The sequence below is a fragment of the uncultured Abyssibacter sp. genome, from assembly GCF_964000955.1.
Classification (GTDB): Bacteria; Pseudomonadota; Gammaproteobacteria; order Nevskiales; family OUC007; genus Abyssibacter.
In genome coordinates this window covers 1-23,278 of record NZ_CAXFCL010000356.1, presented here as the reverse complement: position 1 = coordinate 23,278, position 23,278 = coordinate 1, and the positions used below count along the sequence as shown (strand labels likewise).

Here is a 23,278-nt window from a genome sequence, read left to right as displayed (position 1 = left end):
TGGAGTCGGCTGCGGCCTTCGAGCGGATTGCCGATGCGCTGGAAGCGGACGGCAGAGGCCGGCGCCGCATCAACTTCCGCCTGCGGGACTGGGGCGTGTCACGTCAGCGCTACTGGGGCTGCCCGATTCCGGTGATCCGCGAGGCCGATGGCTCGCTCACGCCGGTACCGGACGCCGATCTGCCGGTGGTGCTGCCCGAGGATCTGGCGCCCGACGGCAGCGGCTCGCCACTGAAGGGACACAGCCCGTTCACCGACGTGACATCGCCGAAAACCGGCGAGGCCGCGCAGCGCGAAACGGATACCTTCGACACCTTTTTCGAGTCCTCCTGGTACTACGCGCGCTTTTGCTGCCCGGGTCTGGACACGGCGATGCTGGATGACCGCGCCGACTACTGGCTGCCGGTGGATCAGTACATCGGGGGCGTCGAGCACGCGACCATGCACCTGATCTACTCGCGCTTTTTCCACAAGGTGATGCGTGATGTGGGTCTGGTGCAGTCCGACGAGCCGTTCAAGCGCTATCTGCCGCAGGGCATGGTGCTGGCCGAGTGCTTTTATCGTGAGTCCGCCGACGGCAAGAAGACCTATTTCGCGCCGGACGAGGTCCGCATCGAACGCGACGACAAGGGCCGTGTGACCAAGGCCGTGGCCATCGCTGACGGCGAGCCGGTGATCGTCGGCGCTCTGGAGAAGATGTCCAAGTCCAAGCGCAACGGTGTGGACCCGCGGACGGCGATCGACCAGGTCGGTGCCGACGCCGTGCGTCTGTTCATGATGTTCGCAGCACCGCCGGATCAGACCCTGGTCTGGTCGGATGCCGGTCTGGAGGGCGCGAGCCGCTTCCTGGGCCGCTACTGGCGGCTGGTGCAGGCGGTGGTGGCCGGCGAGCCGGCCGGTCAGGGCCAGGTGTCGGCCACCGAGGCGCGCCGCAAGCTGCACGAGACCATTGGCAAGGTGACCGATGACATCGATCGCCGGCAGGCCTTCAATACCGCGATCGCCGCGATGATGGAACTGACCAATCTGCTCTACAAGGTCGGTGACGATGACGGTGTGTTGCGTGAGTCCGCGCTGGCGCTGACCCAGATGCTCAACCCCTTCGCGCCGCACATCACCCGCGCCTGCTGGCAGGCGCTGGGGCAGACCGGGGCGATCGAGGACGCCGCCTGGCCGGAGGCCGATGCCTCGCTGCTGGTCGCCGAAGCGATCACGCTGAGTGTGCAGGTCAACGGCAAGATGCGCGGCCGCATCGAGGTGCCGGCCGAAGCCGACGAGGACCAGCTCAGGGCTGTCGCGCTGGCGGACGACAACGTCGCCCGTTTCGTCGACGGCAAACCGCTGCGCCGTTTCATCGTCGTGCCGGGCAAGCTGGTCAATATCGTTGTCTAGACTCGGTCCAATCGCGTTGCTGCTGGCGGCGGGCCTCACGGCCTGCGGCTTTCAGCTGCGCGGCGGGCGACCGCTGCCGGACGTGCTGCGCAGCGTGTTCATCGAGGTGAACCAGGACTACCGGACGCTGGAGCCGCCCATCGTCGCCTCGCTGCGTTCAGCGCTGCGGGCCCGTGGCGCGGAAGTGCAGCGCAAGGCGCGTGACGCGCGGGCCAGCCTGGTCATCGAGCAACTCGACGAGCGGCGGCAGGTGATTTCGGTGGGCGCGGATGGCAAGGCCATCGAATACGAACTCACGACCACGATCCAGTACACGGTGAAGGCCGATGGCGAGACGGTGCTGCCACAGCAGACGCTGTCACTGTCGCGGGACTACAGCTTCAATGCCGACGCGGTCCTTGCCAAGGAAGCCGAGGAACTGAAACTGCGCGAGGCGATCCAGGCCGAGCTGGCGGAACTGATGATGCTGCGGCTGGAGGCGTCGCTGATGATGCCCGGCACGACGTCGGAGTCCCTCAGGCCGAGCGTGGACCAGAGGCCGCCGTCGGAGCCGCGCTGATCATGGCTTGAGCCCGGGTCGCGCGGTTCGGTCTCAGGGTGAACAGGCAGCGGGATTTCGAGCGGGCCGACGTGCATTCGTATAATGCGGGTCGCCGCAAGCGACTCGGTTTGTCCGACAAGGGCGGGGTTTCCCGTCGGTGGTTGGAATCAATCTCCCCGTTACGCGGTCTACCCGACGATTCCCCCAGACCTGATAGAGAGAAACCAGACAATGATTGAACGCGCAGGGATGCTTGTGACCGGCCTGTTGACGCTCGCCTTCACCGGAGTCGCGCAGGCGGCGATCGGCGGCAAGGCCGAGCTGGGGGTGCTCAAGACCAGTGGCAACTCGCAGTCACAGAGCATCAACGCGTCGCTGGCGCTTCAGCATGAACTCGGGCGCTGGGAGAACCAGTTCACCGCCACCGTGTTCACGGCCGAGGAGGACGACGAGCAGAACGCCGAGCGTTATTCCTCCACGTTCAAGACCAGCTTCGACTTCACTGAATTCAATTATCTGTTCGCCAACCTGTCCTACGAGAAGGACCTGTTCGGCGGTGTTCGCGAGCGCACGACGGAGACCGTCGGTTACGGTCGTCGCCTGCTCAAGAGCGATCGCAACGAGCTGAACGTGGAACTGGGCGCCGGTGCGCGTCAGCAGGAATCGCAGAAGCCCGAATCGCTGCGCGAGAGCGATGCGATCGTTCGGGGTGCGCTGCTCTATCAGTTCGAGATCAGCGAAACCTCCGAATTCACGCAGAAGTTTCTGACCGAGTCGGGTGACGAGAACACCTACAGCGAGTCCATCACCGGTCTCAAGCTGACCATCATCGGCCCGACCTTCGCCGGCATCACCTATACCGTCAAGCACAACAGCACCGTGCCGGATGATCGCAAGAAGACGGATACCTATCTGTCGGTGTCGCTGTCCTACGAGTTCGGCAAGGACAACCCATGAGTTTCTACAAGCATCACATCTTCTTCTGCTGCAATCTGAGGGATGGCGGTGACCGTCCCAGCTGCCAGGAGAACGATGCCGACCACTTCCGCGACTACGTCAAGAAGAAGGTCAAGGCCGAAGGCCTGTCCGGTCCGGGGCAGGTCCGTGTCAACCAGGCGGGCTGCCTGGATCGCTGCGAACTGGGGCCTGTCGCGGTCGTCTATCCGGACGAGACCTGGTACACCTACATCGACGAGTCCGATCTCGATGAGATCATCGAGTCGCACCTGAAGAACGGTCAGCCCGTGGAGCGGTTGAAAATCTAGCTGGACAGGACCGTTCGGCCCGTCGGTCGGCGTCTCAAAACTTCGACGCTCAGGCGGTTGCGCATCGGCACCGCCTCGGCTAATATTTCGCGCCCTTTCAGCCGGGGACCCCGGTTGGAATCCTATTGAATTCCGGAATTGCAGCATGAAAACCTTTTCCGCCAAGCCGGCCGAGGTCAAGCGCGACTGGTTCGTCGTCGACGCCTCTGACAAGACATTGGGTCGCCTTGCCAGCGAAATCGCCAATCGGTTGCGCGGCAAGCACAAGGCTATCTATACCCCGCATGTCGACACCGGGGACTACATCGTCGTTGTCAACGCCGAGAAGGTCCGTACCACCGGCAACAAGCTGCTTGGTAAGACCTACTACCGTCACACCGGTTACCCGGGTGGCATCAAGGCCACGACACTGCAGAAAATGCTCGAAACGCACCCTGAGCGCGTCATCGAGTCTGCGGTCAAGGGCATGATGCCGAAGAACCCGCTGGGCCGTGCGATGTTCAAGAAACTCAAGGTGTATGCGGGTGCCGAGCATCCTCACACCGCCCAGCAGCCGATTACTCTCGAGCTTTAAGTCATGGCAGATACGCAGAACTACGGCACCGGCCGTCGCAAGACCGCGACCGCTCGCGTCTTCCTGAAGCCGGGCTCCGGCCAGATCACCATCAACGGCAAGGCCGTCGAAGACTACTTCGGCCGTGAGACCTCGCAGATGGTGGTTCGCCAGCCGCTGGAAGTCACCGAGTCCGTCGACCGCTTCGACATCAAGGTCACCGTCGCTGGCGGTGGTCCGGGTGGACAGGCTGGCGCCGTGCGTCACGGCATCACCCGCGCCCTGATCGATTACGACGAGGAAAACCGCAAGCCGCTGCGCGTGGCTGGCCTCGTCACCCGTGACGATCGTCAGGTCGAGCGCAAGAAGGTTGGTCTGCACAAGGCTCGCAAGCGCCCGCAGTTCTCCAAGCGCTGATTTGGGCGGATCTTTTCGCGCGACTCTGCGTTGCGTGATTGGCTGCGCTGCTCACGTATTGATGTACGCTCCGCTGCTCGCCAATCCCGCGCCTTGATTCGCACGAAAATCTCTCGCCCAAATCCTTTGAGTTTGGGACGAGAGCGGGGCGGCGCTAGAATTGCCGGCCCAACGATCACCAAGTGGGGGATCGTCTAACGGTAGGACTACGGACTCTGACTCCGTCAATCCAGGTTCGAATCCTGGTCCCCCAGCCATCTTCAGACAAAAGCCCGCCTTGAGCGGGCTTTTGTTTTGATGCGGTTGGTGCGGGTTCGCGACGGTTACCTTTGTCTTCCAGCCACGACTCCGCCGTCACACAGAATGTCGACGCCGGTGATGTAGCTCGCTTCCGAACTCGCACAGAACGCGATCAGGGCGGCGATTTCCTCGGGTCTGCCCGGGCGCTTGAGCGCTGCGGTCTTGAGCATGTCGGCGGCGCCGCTCTTCTCCTCCAGCCGGCCCATCTCGGTGTCGAAGGTGCCGGGGGAGACGGAGAGGATTCGGGCACCTTTTTCGCCGAATCGGCCCGCGCTGGCCTGGCAGTACCATTGCACGAAGCGCTTGCTGACCGCGTAGGCCATGCCGGTGCGGTACAGGCCGTTGGGCATCAGTCTTACCCGCGACATGATCTTCCTGATCAGCCGATCGGGCTGGGTGAAGGCGTTTGCGAAGGCGCGTTTCGGGACCAGCAGGTCTGGCAGCAGATAGGCGGACATGGAGGAGACGTGGACCAGCGCCGATCCCTCGGAGGCCATCGGGTGGAAGGCTTCGCTGATGTGGATGGTTCCGAGTGCGTTGACTCGGAGAATGGTTTCCGCATCGGCCATCTGCGGGCTCAGTCCCGCCGTATGGATCACGGTGCTCACCGGCCCCAGAGTCGCGGCCTGATTGAACAGGGCGTCAACCGAGTTGCGGTCGGTGACGTCGCAGACGACCGCCCGGCTGGCGATGTCCTGCTCGCCCAGGGATGCGACTGCGGCGTCCAGCCGCTCAGGCTTTACGTCGCTGATCACGATCCGGTGGGTGGCGCCCAGCCGTCTGGCCGTCGCCAGCCCCATTCCGCCCGCACCGCCGGTGATGATGGCAACTGTCTGCATCGTTCAGATTCCGAGTCCTGATCGTCCGCAAGTCTAACGATCCTGTTTGAGCTAGTGGCAGGGTTGCGGCCAGGGGCAAGGCGGCGAGCAGGTGCAGTGACTTGGCGGCAACAAACGGATCGCTTGCCGGTTCCCGGCTTGCCCCTGTCGGCATTCGCGGTCAGGATTCCGGGCTTCTGTCTTGAGGTCACGTTCGCCGGATCGCATGTCTGGGCGAGGCGTGCGACTGACCGCCAACATTCGGAAATCACATGGCCGAAATCACCTTGAATACCTCGTTCACGTTGTCCAACGGCACGGTTGTTCCAAATCGCATTGCCAAGTCCGCGATGAGCGAGGCGCTGGGTACGGCGGACAATCGTGTGACGGACGAGCTGGTGGAGCTCTATCGGCGCTGGGGAGCCGGCGGTACCGGTCTGCTGATCACCGGCAACGTGATGATCGATCGCAAGGCGCTGGGCGAGCCCGGAAACGTCGTGATTGAGGACGAGCGGGATCTGGACAAGCTTGCCGCCTGGGCCGAGGCCGGCAAGGCGCAAGGCGCGCAGATCTGGGTGCAGCTCAATCATCCAGGTCGCCAATGTCCCAAGGGCTTGAACGAGGAGACCGTCGCGCCGTCGCCGGTCCCGTTCAACAAGTCCATGCAGGCGTATTTCGAAACGCCGCGCGAGCTGACCGGAGAGGAGATCGAGGACATCATCGCCCGCTTCGGGCGCGCGGCGGGCATTTGCTACAAGGCCGGTTTTACGGGCGTGCAGATTCACGGCGCGCACGGGTATCTCGTGAGCCAGTTTCTGTCGCCCAAGACCAATCAGCGCACTGATGAGTGGGGCGGCAGCGCCGAGGCCCGTCGTCACTTCGTGTTGCGCGTGCTGGCGGCGATGCGCGGGGCGACCGCCCCGGATTTCCCTATTGGCATCAAGCTGAATTCGGCCGATTTCCAGCGGGGTGGCTTCACCGAGGACGAATCGCTGGACGTGATGGCGGCACTGGCTGACGCCGGCATCGCGCTGATCGAGATCTCCGGCGGGACCTACGAGGCGCCCGCGATGACAGGTGCGCGCGCCTCCACCCGTGAGCGTGAGGCGTATTTCCTGGACTTTGCCGACAAGGTGCGCGCGCGCATCACCGGCACGCCGCTGATGGTGACGGGCGGATTCCGCACCCATGCCGGCATGACGGCGGCGCTGGCGTCCGGATCGCTGGATCTGTGCGGCATCGCGCGCCTGCTGGCGATCGAGCCTGATGTCTCGAAGCGCCTGCTGGCCGGTCAGGATCCGTTGCAGACGGTGCGTCCGATCAAGACCGGGATCGGGCCCGTGGATCGCATGGCGATCATGGAGGTCACCTGGTACACCCGGCAGTTGCGGCGTATCGGCCGTGGCAAGGCGCCCAAGCCGGGGGAATCCGGGCTGAAGGCGTTCCTCTGCAGTCTCGTTGATACCGCGTCCGGCATGCGGCGGACGAGGCGATTGCGCGCGAGCGGCTGACAGCGGGGATCAGATCCGAACGGCGGCCCACTGTTGAGGAAATACGCAGTCGCCCCGGTCCCGCACCGCATTGCGGATTTGCTCGATAGTCCCGCCGGTACATAATGGATATTCGCGAGGCGGCTGATGCCTCGCCGGATACTCCTATGGCAGACGTACCAGCAGCAGAGGACGAGCAGGTCGGCTTCGACATCTCGGCCGCAATCTCACGGATCGAACGTCCGGATCTTCAGGGCGGCGGCACGCGCTGGACGCTGCCTCGTGGCGTGCACAAGCTGTCGCAGGCCGAGGTGGAATCGTCTCAGCGCGCGCGCATTTTCTACGGCGTCGTGCATTCCGTGGCACGCAAGGGATACACGGCGACGACCATCGCTGATATCTGTGGGCTCGCCAAGCTGTCGAAGACGACGTTCTACCAGCTGTTTCCGGACAAGGAAGCCGCCTTTCTCGCTGGCTACGAAGCCGCCCACCTGGAACTGGTGACCCTGCTCACGCAGCATCGTCTGCATGTCGGTAGCTGGAGCGACCGCATGCGGCAGGAGCTGCGGATTTATCTGGCGTTCAATCTGAACAATCCGGCACTGGCCAAGTGCTTTCTGCTCGAGATTCACGCGGCCGGCGCACGCGCATGGGGAAAGCGTGACTGGGGGCATGAGCAGTTCGCCGAGATGCATCGAATGCTGTACGAGCGCCGTCGTCAGGCCACCCCCGGGCTGCCGGACCTGCCGCAGGAGATCTTTCTCGCCGTCATCGCGGCGATCGAGGAACTCGTGTGCACCTATCTGCGTCGTGATCAGGAGGCGGAGATCATGGAGCTGTTGCCGCGTGCGCTGTTCCTGACCGAATCGATCTACAGCGGCCACCCGCCGGCCGTGGCCGCCCTTCAGCTTGCGATGGACTGAAGCGGTTCCGTCTGTTGCCGCAGGGCGGGTGGGGGCGTGTTGGCGTCCCGGGCGCGCGACTGGATTCGTGCTTCCCAGTCGGCGCGAACCTGTTGCTCCGGTCGCATCCACACCGCCCAGCTCAATGCCTGCAAGCCGGGCATGTCCCGCAGCAGCGCGCGCCAATCCTCGTCGTCGAGTGCGTCCGGGCCGTCCTCCAGTGCGCGGCGGGCGGCGTCGTTCAGTCGCTCCCTGATCGGGGAATGTCGTGAACGGGTGTCCGGTGACATGGTCCAGTGGATGGCCCAGATGACTGGATCGGCGATGGCGTCCATGGCGCGGGCCCGCCCGGCTAGTCCGACGGTTTCCGCGCGTGCGACGTCCTCGTTGGTCCACGCCAGTACGTCCGGCGCATTGGTCTCCTCGGGTGTCAGGTACAGCTTCAGCAGGCGGGCGAGCCGGCCCATCGGCCGGCTGCCGGACAGCGCCGCGACGGGAATGCTGAGAATGATCGGGCCGAGGACCGGAATGGCCCACCAGAGATACTGCGGACTCAGCCACCACAGGTAGCCGCCAGCGCCGGCCGCGACCACGGTGGGCAGCGCGAACAGGCGGATGGCGCCACCCCAGGGCAGGGCACCATCCGCCCGCGACTGACCGCCCCAGTTGGTCTTCAGACCGAACAGGGCGGACAGCACGAAACCGGTATGCGCCACCATCCGTAGCGGCGCGTAGAGGCTGGAGATCAGCACCTCGGTGATCACCGACATCAGCAGCGCGATCATGCCGCCGAATCCGCGTGACTGTCCGCGGAGGATCAGCAGCAGAGCGGCGAAGAACTTGGGTGCGATCAGGATGGCCATGGTCGACGCGAACAGGCTCAGCGCCAGTTCGGGCTGCCAGATCGGCCATTCCGGGAACAGGACCCGCTGGTCCGGAAAATACTCGGGTTCCACCAGCGTCTCGATCGACAGCTGGATCGTGGTCGCCACCAGGAACAAGAACCACAGCGGGGCCGACAGGTACGCCATCGCGCCGACCAGGAAGCCCGCGCGGTGGGCCGGGTGCAGGCCCGGCGTGTTGAACAGGCGCAGGTGCTGCAGATTGCCCTCGCACCAGCGCCGGTCGCGCTCCAGCTCCTCGATCAGGTTGGGAGGTGGTTCCTCGAAGCTCCCCGCCAGGTCGTAGGCGATCCAGACCTCCCAGCCGGCGCGCCGCATGTAGGCAGCCTCGACGAAATCGTGGCTGAGGATTGCACCGCCCAGCGGACCGCCTCCCATGCGTGGCAGGCCGCAGTACTTGATGAAGGGCGCCAGCCGGATCAGCGCATTGTGGCCCCAGTACTGCGCCTCGCTGAGTTGCCAGTAGTGCAGCCCGGCGGAGAACACGGGCGAGTAGACGCGGGATGCGAACTGCTGCACCCGCGCGAACAGCGTGCCGCGATTGGACGGGATGGGCGCGGTCTGAACGATGCCGACCTGCGGTGAGGTGTCGAGAATGCCGACCAGGTTTTCCAGGCAGTGGCCCTGGAGCACGCTGTCGGCGTCCAGCACCATCATGTAGTCGTAGCGACCGCCCCAGCGGCGGCAGAAGTCCGCGATGTTGCCGGTCTTGCGATTGATGCGGTGACGGCGACGGCGGTAGTGCACCCGCCCGGCCATGCCGAGATCGCGGATCAGTTCGGCCCAGGCCACTTCTTCCTGCACCTGCGTGTCGGGATCCGTGCTGTCGCTGAGAATGAAGTAGTGCACGCGGTCGCCCAGGCGACCGTCCTGGATCGAACGGATGGTCGCGCGCAATCCGGCGTAGACGCGATTCACCGGCTCGTTGTAGATCGGCATGACCATCGCGATTCGGGTTTCGCTGTCCGGCAGCTCGTCGGGAATCCGCCGGCTGATACGGAAGCGGTCTATGCCGGTGAGGCACAGGATGGTGCCTGCGATGGCGGTCCAGAAGCCGATCGAGACCCAGAAGAACAGCGCGCCGAACAGCAGGCCGATGACCAGTTCCAGGCCGCGCTCGCCCTGGTGGGGCAGCAGCCCGATGAAGTAGACACTGGCGAAGATGGTCTGTGCCGCCGCCAGTCCGAGCAGCAGTAGCCGGCGCCAGGTCATGATCAGTCGTTCCGATAGCGGACGGCCCGAGCGTGGTGGCGTATCCGGCATGCGCGGCGCCATCGGTGTGCGCCGCAGTGCGGGCATGGACACCAGCTTGAGTCGGGGCCACTGGTCGATGCCGTCCCGCGCGTCGGCGCCGAACCATCGCATCACGGTCCCGGCGGCGAGCTCGGCGAGGGCGGAGAAGCGCGGTGGTCGCCCGTTGCGGCTGCGTGCGCGTAGCGCGGCGCGGTGGCTTTGCGTCGTATCGTTCGGACGATCGGCCATCAGGTGGCCGGTTCCGTGTAGGTCCACACTTCGCTCAGTGGCTGCTGGTCCGGTGTCACGAGGCGAGCGCGCAGTTCGGCCGGCTTTTCCGAATCCGGTTTGAGCTTGCCGCGGATGACCAGGCGCCATCCGCCGGTCTCGCGGTTGCGGAACGCGATCTGTTCGGCGACGACGAAGTGAGGTGGGAAGCTGACATCCGCATTCACCTGAGCGTCCGTGGGCAACTCGCTCAACGCATCGCCGGCAAAATCGATCACATAGCGGTGGTTGCCTTCCGGATTCCCCGCGCGGGCGATGCGCGTGCCGATCACGCGCCCGTAGTCCGGCCCGGCGAGTTCATCATGCTGCCAGTGAATGCTGTATTCGACTTTCAGCGGCTGGTCGGCGGGGAGCCCGTCTTTCGGGCGCCAGTACGCGACGATGTTGTCGTTCACCTCGTTCCGGGTCGGGATCTGCACAAGTTCCACCGCACCCTCGCCCCAATCGCCGATGGGTTCGATCCAGGCGCTGGGCCGCTGGTGGTAGTGAGCCTCCAGATCCTGGTAGCTGGTGAAGTCGCGATCACGTTGCATCAGGCCGAATCCATGCAAATCCTTCGCCTGAAAGGCGTTGATCGACAACTGCTTGGGATTGACCAGGCCGCGCCAAAGCCATTCGTCCCCGGCATGGATCAGCAGGCCGTCCGAATCATGCACCTCGGGTCGGAAGTCATTGCGCGGCCGCGGGACGTCCTCGCCGTAGTGAAACATGCTGGTCAGCGGAGCGATGCCGAGCTTGGCGAACTCGCCGCGCCGGAACAGCGTCGCCGTCACCCGGGTCTTGGTGGTCGTGCCGGGGGTCACCAGAAAGCTGTAGGCGCCGGTGACGCTCTCGCTTTCCAGCAGCGCATGGATGCGGAACTGGTGGGCATCGCGACGGGGCCACTCGATCCAGAACTTGGTGAAGACCGGAAACTCCTCGCCGGATCGCTCGCCCGTATCGATGGCCAGGCCGCGGGCCGACAGGCCCAGCCACTGTCCGGCGCCCAGTGAACGGAAATAGCTGGCGCCGTGAAAGATGATCAGCTCGTCCTTGTAGTCCTCGCGGTTCAGCGGGTAATGCAGCCGGAAACCGGAAAAGCCCATGGACTTGTCGATGTCGGTCGGCGTCGGGTTGCTGCCGTAGTCGAACAGGTCGGGGGAGTAGTCCACACGCTGCACGCCATCGGACGTCAGCAGGTTGATCTCGACCGGGGTGTCGTAATAGAGGCCCAGGTGAAAGAACTGCGCCTCGACCGGCAGGCCGGCATTGCGCCACACGGCCTTGGCTGGCCGGAAGCGGATATCGCGATAGGCGTCATAGTCCAGGCCCTGCAGAGCTGGTGGCAGTTCAACCTTGCGCGGCTCGTAGGGCTCTTTGGACAAAGCCTGGGCATGGGCGACCAGCGACGCGTAGTCGGTGACCTCCGCGGCCTGCGATACGCCGGCCGTCGACAACATGACGGCGATGGCGACGAGCAGGGTTGTGACGGGCTGAGTGCGTGACCGCCCTCGTCGATCGGCCCTGGGCATGATGTGGTCCTTTCTTCCCTGAAAACGACATGCCCCCTCCCACCTGATGGGAACCCCGGAGACGCGACAAGTTCCCCGCCCGGTCCGTGGCGCGTGACGCGTTGCGTCAATCCAGCGTGAGCAGGTTCGCGTTGCCGCCGACTGCCGCGGTGTTGATGGTCAGCGTGCGCTCGGTCGTGAGCCGGCGCAGGTAGTCGGGACCGCCCGCCTTGGGTCCGGTACCGGACAGCCCCTCGCCGCCGAAAGGCTGGACCCCGACGACGGCCCCGACCATGTTGCGGTTGATGTAGCAGTTGCCGACCTGTGCCCGCTCGCTGATGTGCTTCCAGGTGCTTTCGATGCGGCTGTGAACGCCGAGGGTCAGTCCGAAGCCCAGCGCATTGATCTCGTCGACCAGTCGGTCGAGATGCTCGTCGTCGTAGCGCAGCACATGCAGCACCGGCCCGAACACCTCTCCGCCGATCCGCGCCAGCGAGTCGACTTCGTAGGCCACGGGGGGGAAATAGTGGCCTGATGCGTTGGCGCCGGGGACAGCTGCGATACGCCTGGCTTCGCGGTCCATGCGTTCACGATGCGCGCGCAGGCGCCCCAGGGCCTCGGTGTCGATCACCGGGCCGATGTCCGTGGAGAAGTCGCTCGGGTCGCCGATACGCAGCTCCTGCATCGCACCCGCCAGCATGGGCAGAATGCGTTCGGCGATGTCGTCCTGGATGCACAGCACACGCAGCGCCGAGCAGCGCTGTCCCGCGCTGCCGAAGGCGGACTGGATGACGTCCTTGACGACCTGCTCGGGCAGAGCCGAGGAGTCGACGATCATGGCGTTCAGGCCACCGGTCTCGGCGATCAGCGGCACGAGGGCGCCGTCCCGCTCCGCCAGTTGCCGGGCGATCAGGCGGGCCGTGTCCAGTGAACCGGTGAACAGCACGCCGGCCAGCCCGGTCATGCCGAGCAGGCTGGGGCCGATGGCCTCGCCGGTGCCGGGCAGCAGGTGGAGGACATCGGCAGGACATCCGGCCTGGCGGAAGATCCTGACCGCGGCATCCGCGATGAGCGTGGTCTGTTCCGCCGGCTTGGCGAGCACGCAGTTGCCGGTGACCAGCGCGGCCGCGACCTGGCCGGTGAAGATCGCCAGCGGAAAATTCCAAGGACTGATACAGGCGATCACGCCGCGCGGCGCGTGGCGCAGCAGATTGGTTTCGCCGGTGTAGCCCGGCAGACGCGCCGGTTCGCTCATCAATTCCCGTGCCCGGGCTGCGTAGTAGCGGCAGAAATCGGCCGCCTCGCGAACCTCGGCCTGGGCATCGGCGTAGGTCTTGCCGGCCTCGCGGACCAGCAGCGCCATCAGGTTGGCCCGCTGCGCTTCCAGGCCGTCTGCCATGGCTTCCAGTAGCCGGGCCCGTTCATCGACATCGGTGGTGCTCCACCGTTTAAATGCCGAACGGGCACGATCGGCGGCACGTTTCACATCATCCGGCGTGGCCGCATGCCAGGCGCCGACATGCCGCAGCAGGTTGGCGGGGCAGCTGACATTGATCCGTGGGCTGGTTGGTGTGTCTTCCCGCGGCGTGGGCGTCACCAGGGGTGGGGCCTGATCCAGCGCCAGGATGGCATCGGCGACCGGCACTCGGTCGGCCGCCACGGCTAGATTGATGCCGGAGGAGTTGGTCCGGTCGGGGTAGATGCCGGTCGGCAGGGGGATGCCCGGATGGGGTTTGCTGCTGACGCTGCGAAGCTCCGCGATCGGATCCTCGACGACTTCGTCCACCGGGATGGACTCATCCAGGATGCGGTTGACGAAGGATGTATTCGCGCCATTCTCCAGCAGGCGCCGCACGAGATAGGGGAGCAGATCCTCGTGCGAGCCGACCGGCGCGTACACGCGGCAGCCGACGTTCGGGTAGCGTTCGCGAACTTCCTCGTACAAGGCCTCGCCCATGCCGTGGAGGCGTTGGAATTCGTAGCTGTCGCGTGGGCGGTCGCGTTCGCCGTCATCCGCGAACGCGCGGATCGCGGCGACGGTGTGGGCGTTGTGGGTCGCGAACTGCGGGTAGATGACGTCACGCGCTCCAAGCAGGGCGCGGGCGCAGGCCAGGTAGGACACGTCGGTCGTGCACTTGCGAGTGAACACCGGATAGCCGGACAGGCCCTGTTCCTGCGAACGCTTGATCTCGGTGTCCCAGTAGGCGCCCTTGACCAGTCGGACCGGGATTCGCCGGCCCAGTTCGCGACCCAGGGCCACCAGCCATTCGATCTGTGGCAGCGCACGTTTCTGATAGGCCTGACAGGCCAGCCCCAGGCCGTCCCAGCTGCGGTTCGACGGATGCCGGTAGGCGGTCTCGAACACCGACATCGCCAACTCCAGGCGGTCCGCTTCCTCGGCATCGACCGTCAATCCGATGTTGGCTGTACGAGCGGCTTCGCACAGCGCCAGCAGTCTCTCGGGCAGGTCTCGCAGTACACGCTCGCGCTGGCTGTACTCGTAGCGTGGATGCAACGCGGAGAGCTTGACCGAGATGCCCGGTCCGCTGATGACGTCGCCGTTCTTGCCCAGGCCGTTGCCGATGGCCCGGATCGCCAGGATGTAGGCGTCGAAATACCGGTCCGCGTCGGCGGCGGTCAGTGCGGCCTCGCCAAGCATGTCGAAGGAATGCCGGATCTGGGGACTCCTGGCCTTGCCGGCGCGCTTGAGTGCGTCCTCGATCGTCCGTCCCATCACGAACTGGCTGCCCATCATCCGCATCGCCTGGCGTAGCGCCGTGCGGATCACGGGTTCCGAGCTGCCGGCGATGAGCTTGTCTAGCATGCCGCGCCAGGCCTTCGCATCCCGAGTCGGGACGCGAATGATCCGGCCGGTGAGCATCAGTCCCCAGGTGGAGGCGTTGACGAACAGCGACTCACTGCGGCCGAGGTGTGATTCCCAGTTCGCGTCACCGAGTTTGTCGGCGATGAGCTTTTCCGCGGTCTCCTCGTCCGGGATACGCAACAAGGCTTCGGCCAGGCACATCAGCAGCACGCCCTCGTCGGAGGACAGGTCGTACTCCTGCATGAAGGCATCCAGCGCCGACTGTTCATCCTTGCGTCGACGCACCCCCTCGACCAGGGTGGCCGCCTGCCCGCAGATGTTGAGCGCGGCCTCGTCCGACAGGGCGGCCGCGGTGATCAATTGCTCGACGGTTGCAGCCTCGTCGGCGAGATAGTGACGGTCGAGATCCTGGGGCACGGGCGGCTCTCACATAGATGTATGCGACATGGTAGTCCCGTGATGGCCGCTTCCGGAATCCGTGAATCTGACGATTTCAGGCATGAAAAAGGCCCCACCAGCTGGCTGGTGGGGCCCGAATCCTACGAAATGTCAGTCCTGACTAGTGCAGCCAGCGCCGACGGCGCAGTGCTGCCAGACCGCCCAGGGCGACCAGCACACCGCCGCCCAGGGCGCCGGAGCCACCGCTTCCGCCGGAATTGCCGTCATTGTCCACCACGGTGAACTGCAGCGAGCTGGACAGGTTGTTGTAGTTGTTGTCCGAGCTTTGCGTGCGGGCCGTGACCGTCAGCGTTTCGGTTTCCTGCTGCACGTCGTCATCAACCGCGATCAACTCCACCGTCTGGCTCACGTTCCAGTTGGACGGGGTGAAGACGAGGCGTGATGCGTCAGCCGGATTCGCCGTGCGCACGTTCAGTCGGGACGGTGTCTCGAAGCTGACGGTGACGTTTGCCGTCGGACGCGATGCCAGAACAACCGTCGCCGTGCCGGCCGTGCCGCCCTCGGTGACCGTCAGGCTGCTGCCGCTGGACTCGACGACAAACCCGACGTCGTCGTTGTCCTCGATCGACAGCGCGGCGCTTGACGGTGCGCCCAGCGGGGTGTCCTCGCCGCTGGAGGTCACGTTCGACAGGGTGATCACCACCGTTTCCGTGGCCTCGGCGATCGCATCCTCGGTCAACGTCACCCGGATCGCCTTCGGATCGGTATCACCATTGGCCCAGGTGATCGTGCCGTCGGCGAGGACGTAGTCGGTGCCGTTGATCGCGGAGCCGCCGCTGACCTCGTAGTCCACCGTTACCGCACCGGCGCCCATGCCGATCCGCAACACGGTGAGGTCCACGCTGCCATCGCCTTCATCGGCGGTGTAGGCGTCTCGTTCGAAACGGACCTGCGTCTCGTTGTCCTCAATCGTGACTTCGGCCGAGGCGGTATCACCCAGCAGCACGCGCGCGCCAGGCGTGGGTTCCGTCAGATCGACGGTGAACACCCGGTCGACGTTCAGCGTCGCATCGTCGTTGACATCAACGGTGAAGGACTTGGAGCCGGTTTCTCCATCCGCCCAGTTGAGCGTGCCGGTCGCGGCCGTGTAGTGGCTGGGTGCGGTGGCGGTGCCATCGACCGTCGAGTAGGTGACGGTCGCGGCGCCGGACGCCGAGCCCGAACGCGTGGCCGACAGCGTCACCGTGCCGCCTTCCACGACGACGTAGGTCTCCATGTCCAGCGTGATGACGGTTTCGTCGTCAATGACCGTGACCGCCGTCGTGTCTTCGGCAGCGATGGAGACCGTGGCGCTCGGCGACGGTTCGCTCAGTGAAACCGTGAAGACGCGGTCGGCATTGACCACCGAGTTGTCGACCAGGGTGACCGTTGCGCTCTTGGTCCCCGACTCGCCGTCCGCCCAGCTCAACGTCCCGTTCAGCGCGGTGTAGTGGGTCGGGGCGGTCGCGGTGCCATCCGTGGTCGAAACGGTGACCGAGGCTGCGCCAATGGTTGAGCCGCTGCGCACCGCCGAGATCGTCACAGTCCCGTCACCTTCCTCTGCCGAGGCCGTGGCGGTCGCCATCGCGATCACGGTGTCATCGCTTTCGATGGTCACGGTTGCCTGGGCCTGCGCCCCGATGAACACGCGGTTGGCGGGGGTGGCGTTGATCAGCGAGACCGTGAAGTCCCGCGGATCGTTCACGCCGGCATCGTCGAGGATCGGAACCGACAGCATCTTCGTTCCGGTCTCTCCGTCGGCCCAGTTCAGCGTTCCGGACGTGGCGGTGTAGTGAGTCCCTGCCTCGGCAGTCCCGTCCGCCGTCTGGTAGTCCACGCTTGCGGCACCGAAGGAGCCGATCCGGGTGGCGGAGATCGTGACCATGCCATCACCTTCGGTGACCGTCGCCGTGCTCATGTCGAGCATGATGCTGGAGTCGTTGTTGGTGATCATGACCGAGGTCGAATTTTCCGCAGCGATATGCGTTGTGGCACTCGGCGTCGCTTCGCTCAGGCTGGCCGTGAACGCGACGGTGTCGTTGACCAGCTGGTCGTCAACAATCGGTATCGTCACGGACCTGGAGCCGGTCTCGCCATCCGCCCAACTCAGCGTGCTGGTGGTGGTTGTGTAGTCCCCGGGCGCAACGGCAGAGCCATCCGCAGTGCTGACGGTGACTGCTGCGTCACCGAGGGCCGTTCCCGAACGCGTGGCGGAGATCGTGACCATGCCCGCGTCTTCCGCCACGGTGATTTCCGCCGTGTCCATGGTGATCAGCGAGTCGTCGTCAGCGATGGTGATATCGGCGCTCTGGATGTTGCCAAGCACCACGTCTTCGGACGGCATCGGATTGCTGATCGCGACTGAGAATGTACGGGCGGCTTCCGGGGTGTCGTTGTTGAGCACTGGCACCGTGAATGTCTTGGGCCCGTTTTCACCATCGGCCCATTCGATCGTGCCGTTGGTCATGGTGTAGTCCTGCCCGGCAACCGCACTGTCATCTGAAGTGGCGTAGTCGACGCTGATCGCCCCAACGGAGCCGGTGCGCGTTAGCGACAGGGTAACCTCGCCTGCGCTTTCGACGACGGAATAGGTCGTCGCATCCAGGGTCACTGCATTGTCATCGTCCGTGATGGTGGCAGTCGCGGTGCTGGGTTCAACGATGACCGCATTGACCGGATTCAGTAGCGTCACCGAGAACGTCTCGTCGCCTTCGATCTGGGTATCCGGCAGGACATCGAACGTTACGTTCTTGGTTCCGCCTTCGTCAGCGGCCCAGGTCACGGTCACGGAGCGGGCGTCGTAGTCGACTTCCTCCGTCGCCGTTCCGCTGCCATCGACGGACATCACGTCAACCTGTGCGGCGAGTTCAAGTGAGCCCACGCGTTCAAGTGCGACGGTGACCGTTCCGCCGTTTTCACGATCGGACCGGAACGCGGTTTCGGTGAACCGTATGCCGAGGCGATCTTCGATCGTGACAGGTGTTGAACTCGCGCCTTCAATCGTGGCGCCTTCGGACTGAGACATCAGCGCGACGGTGAACATCTCCGCACCTTCCGCGTCGTCGTCGGCAACAAGCGGGACGGTGAAGCTTCGGGTGGTTTCCAGGCCGTCGCCGTCGCTCCAGGTCAGCGTGCCGGACGTCGCCGTGTAGTCTTCTGGTGCGAGTGCCGTGCCATCGTCCGTGGCGTAGGCGATGACGATGTCGTCGCCGGTGATCGGATCCAGCGGACTGACCGAAATCTCGATGGATCCGGCGTTCTCGTTTTCCGCCCAGGATGCCTGGTCGAACTGGAACCGCACGACTTCGTTGGAGCGGATGATGCCTTGCGCGGAGCTTGGTTCATCCAGCATGGCTTCCGCGCCACTTTCGCAGCCCGATACCGCATCCTCCCCGAACGACAGCGACACGCTGAAGCGCTCGTCGCCTTCACGCTGTGCGTCGTCAGAGATAGGTACGTCAAATGTCTTGGTCGTGTCGTCGCCGTCCTCGAACACCAGCGAACCGGATCTTGCCGTGAAATCCGAACCTGCGTCGGCCGTTCCGTTGCTCGTGGCGTAGTCCACGGTCACCGTGCAATCGGTGCCACCAAGACGCTGGACACTGAAGGTGGCATTGGAGTTCGTACCTTCGGTGACCATGATCGACGCTTCGGTGAAGCTGAACTGGCCAGCCATCGCGGCGTCATCGGAATCAATCTCGACATCCAGAGTGCTGTTGTCGCCCAGCGCGAAATTCGCCGGGTTGTCCGCACCGTCGGGGAGTGACAGTCCGAGCGAGAAGCTGATGTTGTCGAGCTCGAAGTCATCGTCGTCCGTGATCGTGACGTTGAAGGTCTGTGTCGCCTCTCCGTCATCGAACGTGATCAGCAGGTCTTCGATCGCGACATAGTCTTCGTTGTCCACACTGCTGGCGGTGCCGTCGGTCGAATTGACCAGCACGGACACGGCTTTGTCGGTTCCACCGGTTCGAGTGAGCGTAATGCTGACGTTGCCATCGTTCTCGTTGACGACAAACGGGTCCTCGGAATCATCGAACTCGAATTCGACCGTGCCGACCTCGATGTCGTTGATTGTCGCGGTGACCGGTTGTTGTGTACCCAGGTCCCAGGTTGTCTCGCCCGCGAGCAGCAGCGAGAAGACCTCGTCGGCTTCGACGCTGGTGTCGTCGTCGATTTCGACGGAAATCAGCTCCGACAGCGTTTCGCCGGCGGCGATCGCCACGACCGAAGGTGACGTCGGGCTGGTGAAGTCGACTCCGGCTTCGGCCTCGCCTTCACCGGTGCCGCCTTCGAGGACTACGGCGATGTTCGCCGCCGCTGTCGACAGATCACCGTATCGTTGCAGGCGGAACTGCAGCGGGGAGTCGTCCTCGTCCACGGACATGCTGGGATTCTCGAACTCTACCGCGGAGAATCCGGCGAACTCGTAGGCACCGGCGTCGCGAATCACTGCCGTCATGTCATCGTTCAGGCCGTCTGCCGCGGGTGCGCCACGCTGGTCGCTTGCAGTTCCGAGCTGATTGCCGGCGTCAATGGCCGGGCTGCCGACCAGGAGGCGGTGCATCAGCAGACCCGTGTCGCCAGGTAGTGCGACCGTGTTGCTGCTCGCGGATAGCGTCGGGCTGATCAGCGCCTGACCGACACCCGAGAGTTCGGTGTCCGTCTGCTGCGTGAACCCGCAAGTGGAATCTGACGCGACGTTGGAGCCGGCTGTCAGTGTGGAATCATGACTGAAGGTGCCGGAGCAATTCGCCGGAATGTTGCCGACCAACAGGTTCTTGTGGAACGGAGCGTCGGAATTGCCAGGGAAGAGGTCGTCGAGCTGGTTGGCTGAGATCTCGAAGCCGTAGCCCTCGCCGCCACCGAATGGTGCGTCGGACCCGTTGAAGGCGATCGTGCAGTTCACCATCGAGGATGCGCGTGCGTTCGCCGAGTCAGCGGCGACACCGGCTCCAGTGGCCGCCTCGTTGCCCGAGACCGTGCAGTTGGACGCCGCGATTGAGCCGCCGCGCGAGTCGGTGATCCCCAGGTAAATGCCGCCACCGGACGTGCTGGCGACGTTCGCCGTCAACGTGGTGCCGGACACCGTGATCGGGCCTCCGAGACCCACTGCCAGACCGGCTCCATTGGCAGCCGTATTGTCGATGATCTGCGAGTCTTGAATTTCCCAGACCAGGGTGGCGAGCCGCTTTTCCGCGTAGATGCCACCACCGTCGTCTGTTCCGGCGGCATTCCCCGAGATGACCACGCGATTGAGTAGTGTCGATCCCGTTGCATCAAGTCGGCTGGACAGGCCTGCGCCCGCTCCGTTGGGCTGGGTGAAGACGCTCGTGACCAGCGAGTTGCCAGAGAGCGTGGAGTTAGTGAGCGTCAGAAAGCCTTCGTTGTCGATGGCGCCGCCGAATGTGCTGGCTGTAGCGTCGGAGATGTGGGTATCGGAAATAATGGCGGTTTGCTCGGCCGCGATCTTGATTGCTCCACCCGGTCCCGCCGCGGCGCTGGTGCCGCTGATGATGACCGAGGTGATTTCAATTGTTGACGGGCGCGGTGTGCCGTTGGATTCCTGGGGATTGAAATGAATCGCGCCACCGCCGCGCGCGTTCTGGGTGACGCAGTCGGTGATCGAGAGGTTCTCGATTCGGTAGTCATCACTCTGGGCGCCGACGAAGGCGAACGCGGCTGGCGGGTCCTCAGAGCCGCCGGGAGACAGGCACGAAACCTGGACTGCCGGATCGGTGCCGCCTTCGACGATCTGACCGATGATTTGGACGGGCACCGCAACATCCGGGAGGTCCCCGCTCTGTACAAACACCGTGGCGACGCCGTCTTGTTGGCCGATCGACTCAAGGTTAAAGTTGATCGTGTGGTAGGGGGGTGTTTCGCCGCCCACGTCGGTCTGGGTGTTCAGGAAGGTGATCGCGTCACGCAACGAGCATGTTGTCTCGGCATCGTCGTCGTTGCACCCGCCTTGGCCCTGCATGCCGGTGTCGACAACCACGGTGAGCGCGAAACCGGGTGTTGCCGCGGTCAAGGCCAGGGCGATGAGAAGGGCGCGAAACGCGTGAGTCATGTTTTTTCCCCTCCGTTGCTTCCAGTGCGGCGCGTCCGCATGGCAACGGCTTGAATATCAATAAAGAAGTGGAGTCCCCTGAAGCGGAGTATGCCGTCAGGTAGATGAAGTCTTCAATAATCCGGAGCGAGTATTGCTTCCCGGCCGATCAGCGTTCGGCGCTCGCCTTATAACTGGTAACGAAAAACGCGGAAAAAACCGGACACCAGTTTTCGGGTTTGTAATAAATGCCAACGTCGGCTTATGACGAGAAAACCCGAATCCCGACCACGAGCGTGGCTGTCAGGGCGACAACGAGGAGTCCGAACAACCACACGGCACCGGGTTTCGGGCGCCGGCGGGCTTCGGCCGGTTCAGGCGGCGGGAGAGAGTGACGTCGCATCAGATCGATATTGCGTCGATTAGCTTTCCATACGACATCGAACGCATCTCCGAGTACCGGAATCAGGCCGACCAGTGCATCGATGCCGACGTTCAGGAGCATTCGGGCCACGAGACGTTTCGGGGCGCCGAGTTGCCAGTAGCGGGCGACCAGGCCGAGCGCGACAACCGCGGTCGCGATGTCGCCAATTCCCGGAATCAGACCGGCCAGGCCATCAACACCCGTCCGGATTCGGGTGCCCGGGATGCGGATGCAGTCGTCGAGCAGCCAGACGTAGCGGTCGAGCTCACGCTGAATCTGTTCGGAACGCTCCGGAGACAGGTTGGCCATCAGTTAGAATTCGCGCTGGTGTTGCGGAAGAGATAATGAATCCGTTTCGTTGGTTGATGCTTGCAGTCGCCTGGCTGTGGCGCAAGCCATTGCTGTGGTGGGTGCGGGCGCGCATCGTGCCGGATCCGCCGGAGTCGATTCTCGGCGAGGCGGCGGATCGGCCGGTTTGCTATGTGTTGCCGGTCCGGAGCTGGTCGGATCGCGTGGTGGTCGAGTCCGTGGTTCGCAGCCGGGGGCTGCCGCTGCCCTACCTCACGCGCCAACGGTTGCCGACGCCGGAGCGAGCCGCCGTGCTGTTTCTGCCCGCGTTGGCGCGGGTGCCGGACGGTCAGCCCAGCGAGCTGGAATCGCTCATCGACGCGGCGCTGGGTTCCGGCGACTACGACGTGCAGCTGGTGCCGGTGTCCGTCTACTGGGGGCGCGACCCGGGGCGCGAGACTTCGTTGCTCAAGATCCTGTTCACCGATAGCGATCAGGCCGGGTGGCTGCGCAAGTTCTTTATCGTGCTGGCCAACGGGCGCAACACGCTGGTGAGTTTCAGCAAGCCGTTGTCGTTCAGCGAGTTCATGGCTGAGCAACCGGATCGCCCGACCGGTCTGCTCAAGCTTTCCCGCATCCTGCGTCTGCACTTCAGCCGCAATCGCAGTGCCGTTCTGGGGCCCAGCCGATCGAATCGGCAGGCGGTGGTGCGCAGTCTCAAGCACCATCCGTCCGTGCGGGTCGCGATCGACGCCGCGATCGAGGAGGGGCGTGGCTCCCGCGAGGATGTGCTGGCCACGGTGCAGCGCTACGGCGAGGAAATCGCCGCCGACTACACGATGGCCGCGATCCGGTTCATGGAGGTCGTGCTGGACTGGGTCTGGAAGCGAACCTTCGACGGTCTCAGCGTGTTCAACGTCGATGCGGCACGCGAGGCGGCGCACGACGGCGGCGTGGTGTATCTGCCGTCGCACCGGTCCCATTTCGACTATCTGCTGGTGAGTTATCTGCTCTACAAGCAGGGGCTGGCGCCGCCGCACATCGCCGCCGGGATCAACATGAATTTCTGGCCGGTCGGCGGACTGCTGCGACGTTGCGGGGCGTTTTATCTGCGCCGCAAGTTCCGAGGCAACAAGCTCTACAGCGCCGTGTTTCGCGCCTATGTGGATGCGCTGGTGGCCCGCGGTACGCCGATCAGTTTCTATCCGGAGGGCGGGCGCAGCCGGACAGGACGTTTGCGTCGACCGATGATGGGCATGTTGTCGATGACGGTGGAGAGCGCGCTGCGCAATCCGGACAAGCCGGTCAAGCTCGTGCCGGTGTTCCTGGGTTATGACCGCATCATGGAGGTCAACAGCTACTTCAGCGAGTTGCGCGGGCAGAAGGCGAAACGTGAATCCGCCGCCAAGTTGCTCAAGGCGGGGCGCAGCCTCAAGCGCAAGTACGGGCAGCCCTACATCGCGTTCGGGGAGCCGCTGGACGTGCTGGAGCATGTGCAGAAAGCCTGCCCGGACTGGCGCGACACCGACTGGTCGGCCGACGAACGCCCGGACTGGTGGGCGGGCTTTGTGTCGCAGCTGGGTCTGGAGATCATGCGGCGGATCAACGGCACGGCGGTGGTCAGTCCGGTGGCGCTGACGGCGGTAAGCCTGCTCGCCAGCCAGC

General features: G+C 64.4%; 15 protein-coding genes and 1 tRNA gene. 10 read left to right on the top strand and 6 right to left on the bottom strand.

Going from position 1 to position 23,278, the window contains the following annotated elements; all coding sequences use genetic code 11:
• The 7 genes from ABNS06_RS17475 to ABNS06_RS17445 form a co-directional block, all read left to right on the top strand.
• On the top strand, nucleotides 1–1,391 hold a 1,391-nt coding region (locus ABNS06_RS17475; RefSeq protein WP_348675887.1), incomplete at its 5' end, for a class I tRNA ligase family protein.
• Nucleotides 1,384–1,950: an LPS assembly lipoprotein LptE gene (gene lptE / locus ABNS06_RS17470; RefSeq protein ID WP_348675886.1), complete on the top strand. Its 567-nt coding sequence runs from the start codon at nucleotides 1,384–1,386 to the stop codon at nucleotides 1,948–1,950. The genes ABNS06_RS17475 and lptE, both read left to right, overlap by 8 nt.
• A 213-nt stretch (nucleotides 1,951–2,163) precedes the next feature.
• Nucleotides 2,164–2,889, top strand: a complete 726-nt coding sequence (locus ABNS06_RS17465; RefSeq protein WP_348675885.1) for a DUF481 domain-containing protein — start codon at nucleotides 2,164–2,166, stop codon at nucleotides 2,887–2,889.
• The gene (locus ABNS06_RS17460) at nucleotides 2,886–3,197 is read left to right on the top strand and encodes a (2Fe-2S) ferredoxin domain-containing protein (RefSeq protein ID WP_348675884.1); all 312 of its coding nucleotides are present in this window, start codon (nucleotides 2,886–2,888) and stop codon (nucleotides 3,195–3,197) included. Before ABNS06_RS17465 ends, ABNS06_RS17460 begins: the two co-directional genes overlap by 4 nt.
• A gap of 145 nt (nucleotides 3,198–3,342) precedes the next feature.
• A complete protein-coding gene (gene rplM / locus ABNS06_RS17455) occupies nucleotides 3,343–3,771 on the top strand; it encodes a 50S ribosomal protein L13 (protein ID WP_348675883.1) in 429 nt (142 codons plus the stop codon).
• Between the two features lie 3 nt (nucleotides 3,772–3,774).
• Nucleotides 3,775–4,167, top strand: a complete 393-nt coding sequence (gene rpsI, locus ABNS06_RS17450) for a 30S ribosomal protein S9 (protein ID WP_348675882.1) — start codon at nucleotides 3,775–3,777, stop codon at nucleotides 4,165–4,167.
• Nucleotides 4,168–4,350: 183 nt separating this feature from the next.
• Nucleotides 4,351–4,424 (top strand) — tRNA-Gln (locus ABNS06_RS17445).
• Nucleotides 4,425–4,490: 66 nt separating this feature from the next.
• On the opposite strand, the gene ABNS06_RS17440 is transcribed toward ABNS06_RS17445, so the two are convergent.
• A complete protein-coding gene (locus ABNS06_RS17440; RefSeq protein ID WP_348675881.1) occupies nucleotides 4,491–5,306 on the bottom strand; it encodes an SDR family oxidoreductase in 816 nt (271 codons plus the stop codon).
• A 251-nt stretch (nucleotides 5,307–5,557) separates the two neighbouring features.
• Here ABNS06_RS17440 and ABNS06_RS17435 point away from each other — a divergent pair, with 251 nt between their 5' ends.
• Together ABNS06_RS17435 and ABNS06_RS17430 are read left to right on the top strand one after the other, a co-directional pair.
• Nucleotides 5,558–6,796 (top strand): NADH:flavin oxidoreductase/NADH oxidase family protein, encoded by a 1,239-nt coding sequence (locus ABNS06_RS17435; protein WP_348675880.1) that lies wholly within the window; start codon nucleotides 5,558–5,560, stop codon nucleotides 6,794–6,796.
• Between the two features lie 146 nt (nucleotides 6,797–6,942).
• Nucleotides 6,943–7,698 (top strand): TetR/AcrR family transcriptional regulator, encoded by a 756-nt coding sequence (locus ABNS06_RS17430; RefSeq protein WP_348675879.1) that lies wholly within the window; start codon nucleotides 6,943–6,945, stop codon nucleotides 7,696–7,698.
• On the opposite strand, the gene mdoH is transcribed toward ABNS06_RS17430, so the two are convergent.
• The 5 genes from mdoH to ABNS06_RS17405 form a co-directional block, all read right to left on the bottom strand.
• Entirely contained in the window at nucleotides 7,680–10,061 is a 2,382-nt protein-coding gene (gene mdoH, locus ABNS06_RS17425; protein ID WP_348675878.1) for a glucans biosynthesis glucosyltransferase MdoH, read from the bottom strand. The genes ABNS06_RS17430 and mdoH overlap by 19 nt on opposite strands.
• The gene (locus tag ABNS06_RS17420) at nucleotides 10,061–11,611 is read right to left on the bottom strand and encodes a glucan biosynthesis protein G (RefSeq protein WP_348675877.1); all 1,551 of its coding nucleotides are present in this window, start codon (nucleotides 11,609–11,611) and stop codon (nucleotides 10,061–10,063) included. The genes mdoH and ABNS06_RS17420 overlap by 1 nt, the downstream gene beginning before the upstream one ends.
• 106 nt (nucleotides 11,612–11,717) lie before the next feature.
• Nucleotides 11,718–14,831 carry a bifunctional proline dehydrogenase/L-glutamate gamma-semialdehyde dehydrogenase PutA gene (gene putA, locus ABNS06_RS17415; RefSeq protein WP_348675876.1) on the bottom strand — a complete coding sequence of 1,038 codons (3,114 nt, stop codon included), beginning with the start codon at nucleotides 14,829–14,831 and terminating at the stop codon, nucleotides 11,718–11,720.
• A 142-nt stretch (nucleotides 14,832–14,973) separates the two neighbouring features.
• Entirely contained in the window at nucleotides 14,974–20,922 is a 5,949-nt protein-coding gene (locus tag ABNS06_RS17410; RefSeq protein WP_348675875.1) for a Calx-beta domain-containing protein, read from the bottom strand.
• Between the two features lie 241 nt (nucleotides 20,923–21,163).
• Nucleotides 21,164–21,634, bottom strand: coding sequence for a DUF4112 domain-containing protein (locus tag ABNS06_RS17405; RefSeq protein ID WP_348675874.1), 471 nt, complete (start codon nucleotides 21,632–21,634; stop codon nucleotides 21,164–21,166).
• A gap of 35 nt (nucleotides 21,635–21,669) precedes the next feature.
• Between ABNS06_RS17405 and ABNS06_RS17400 the strand changes: the two genes are divergently transcribed.
• Nucleotides 21,670–23,278 (top strand): 1-acyl-sn-glycerol-3-phosphate acyltransferase (locus tag ABNS06_RS17400; protein ID WP_348675873.1); only part of this gene is annotated, 1,609 nt, incomplete at its 3' end.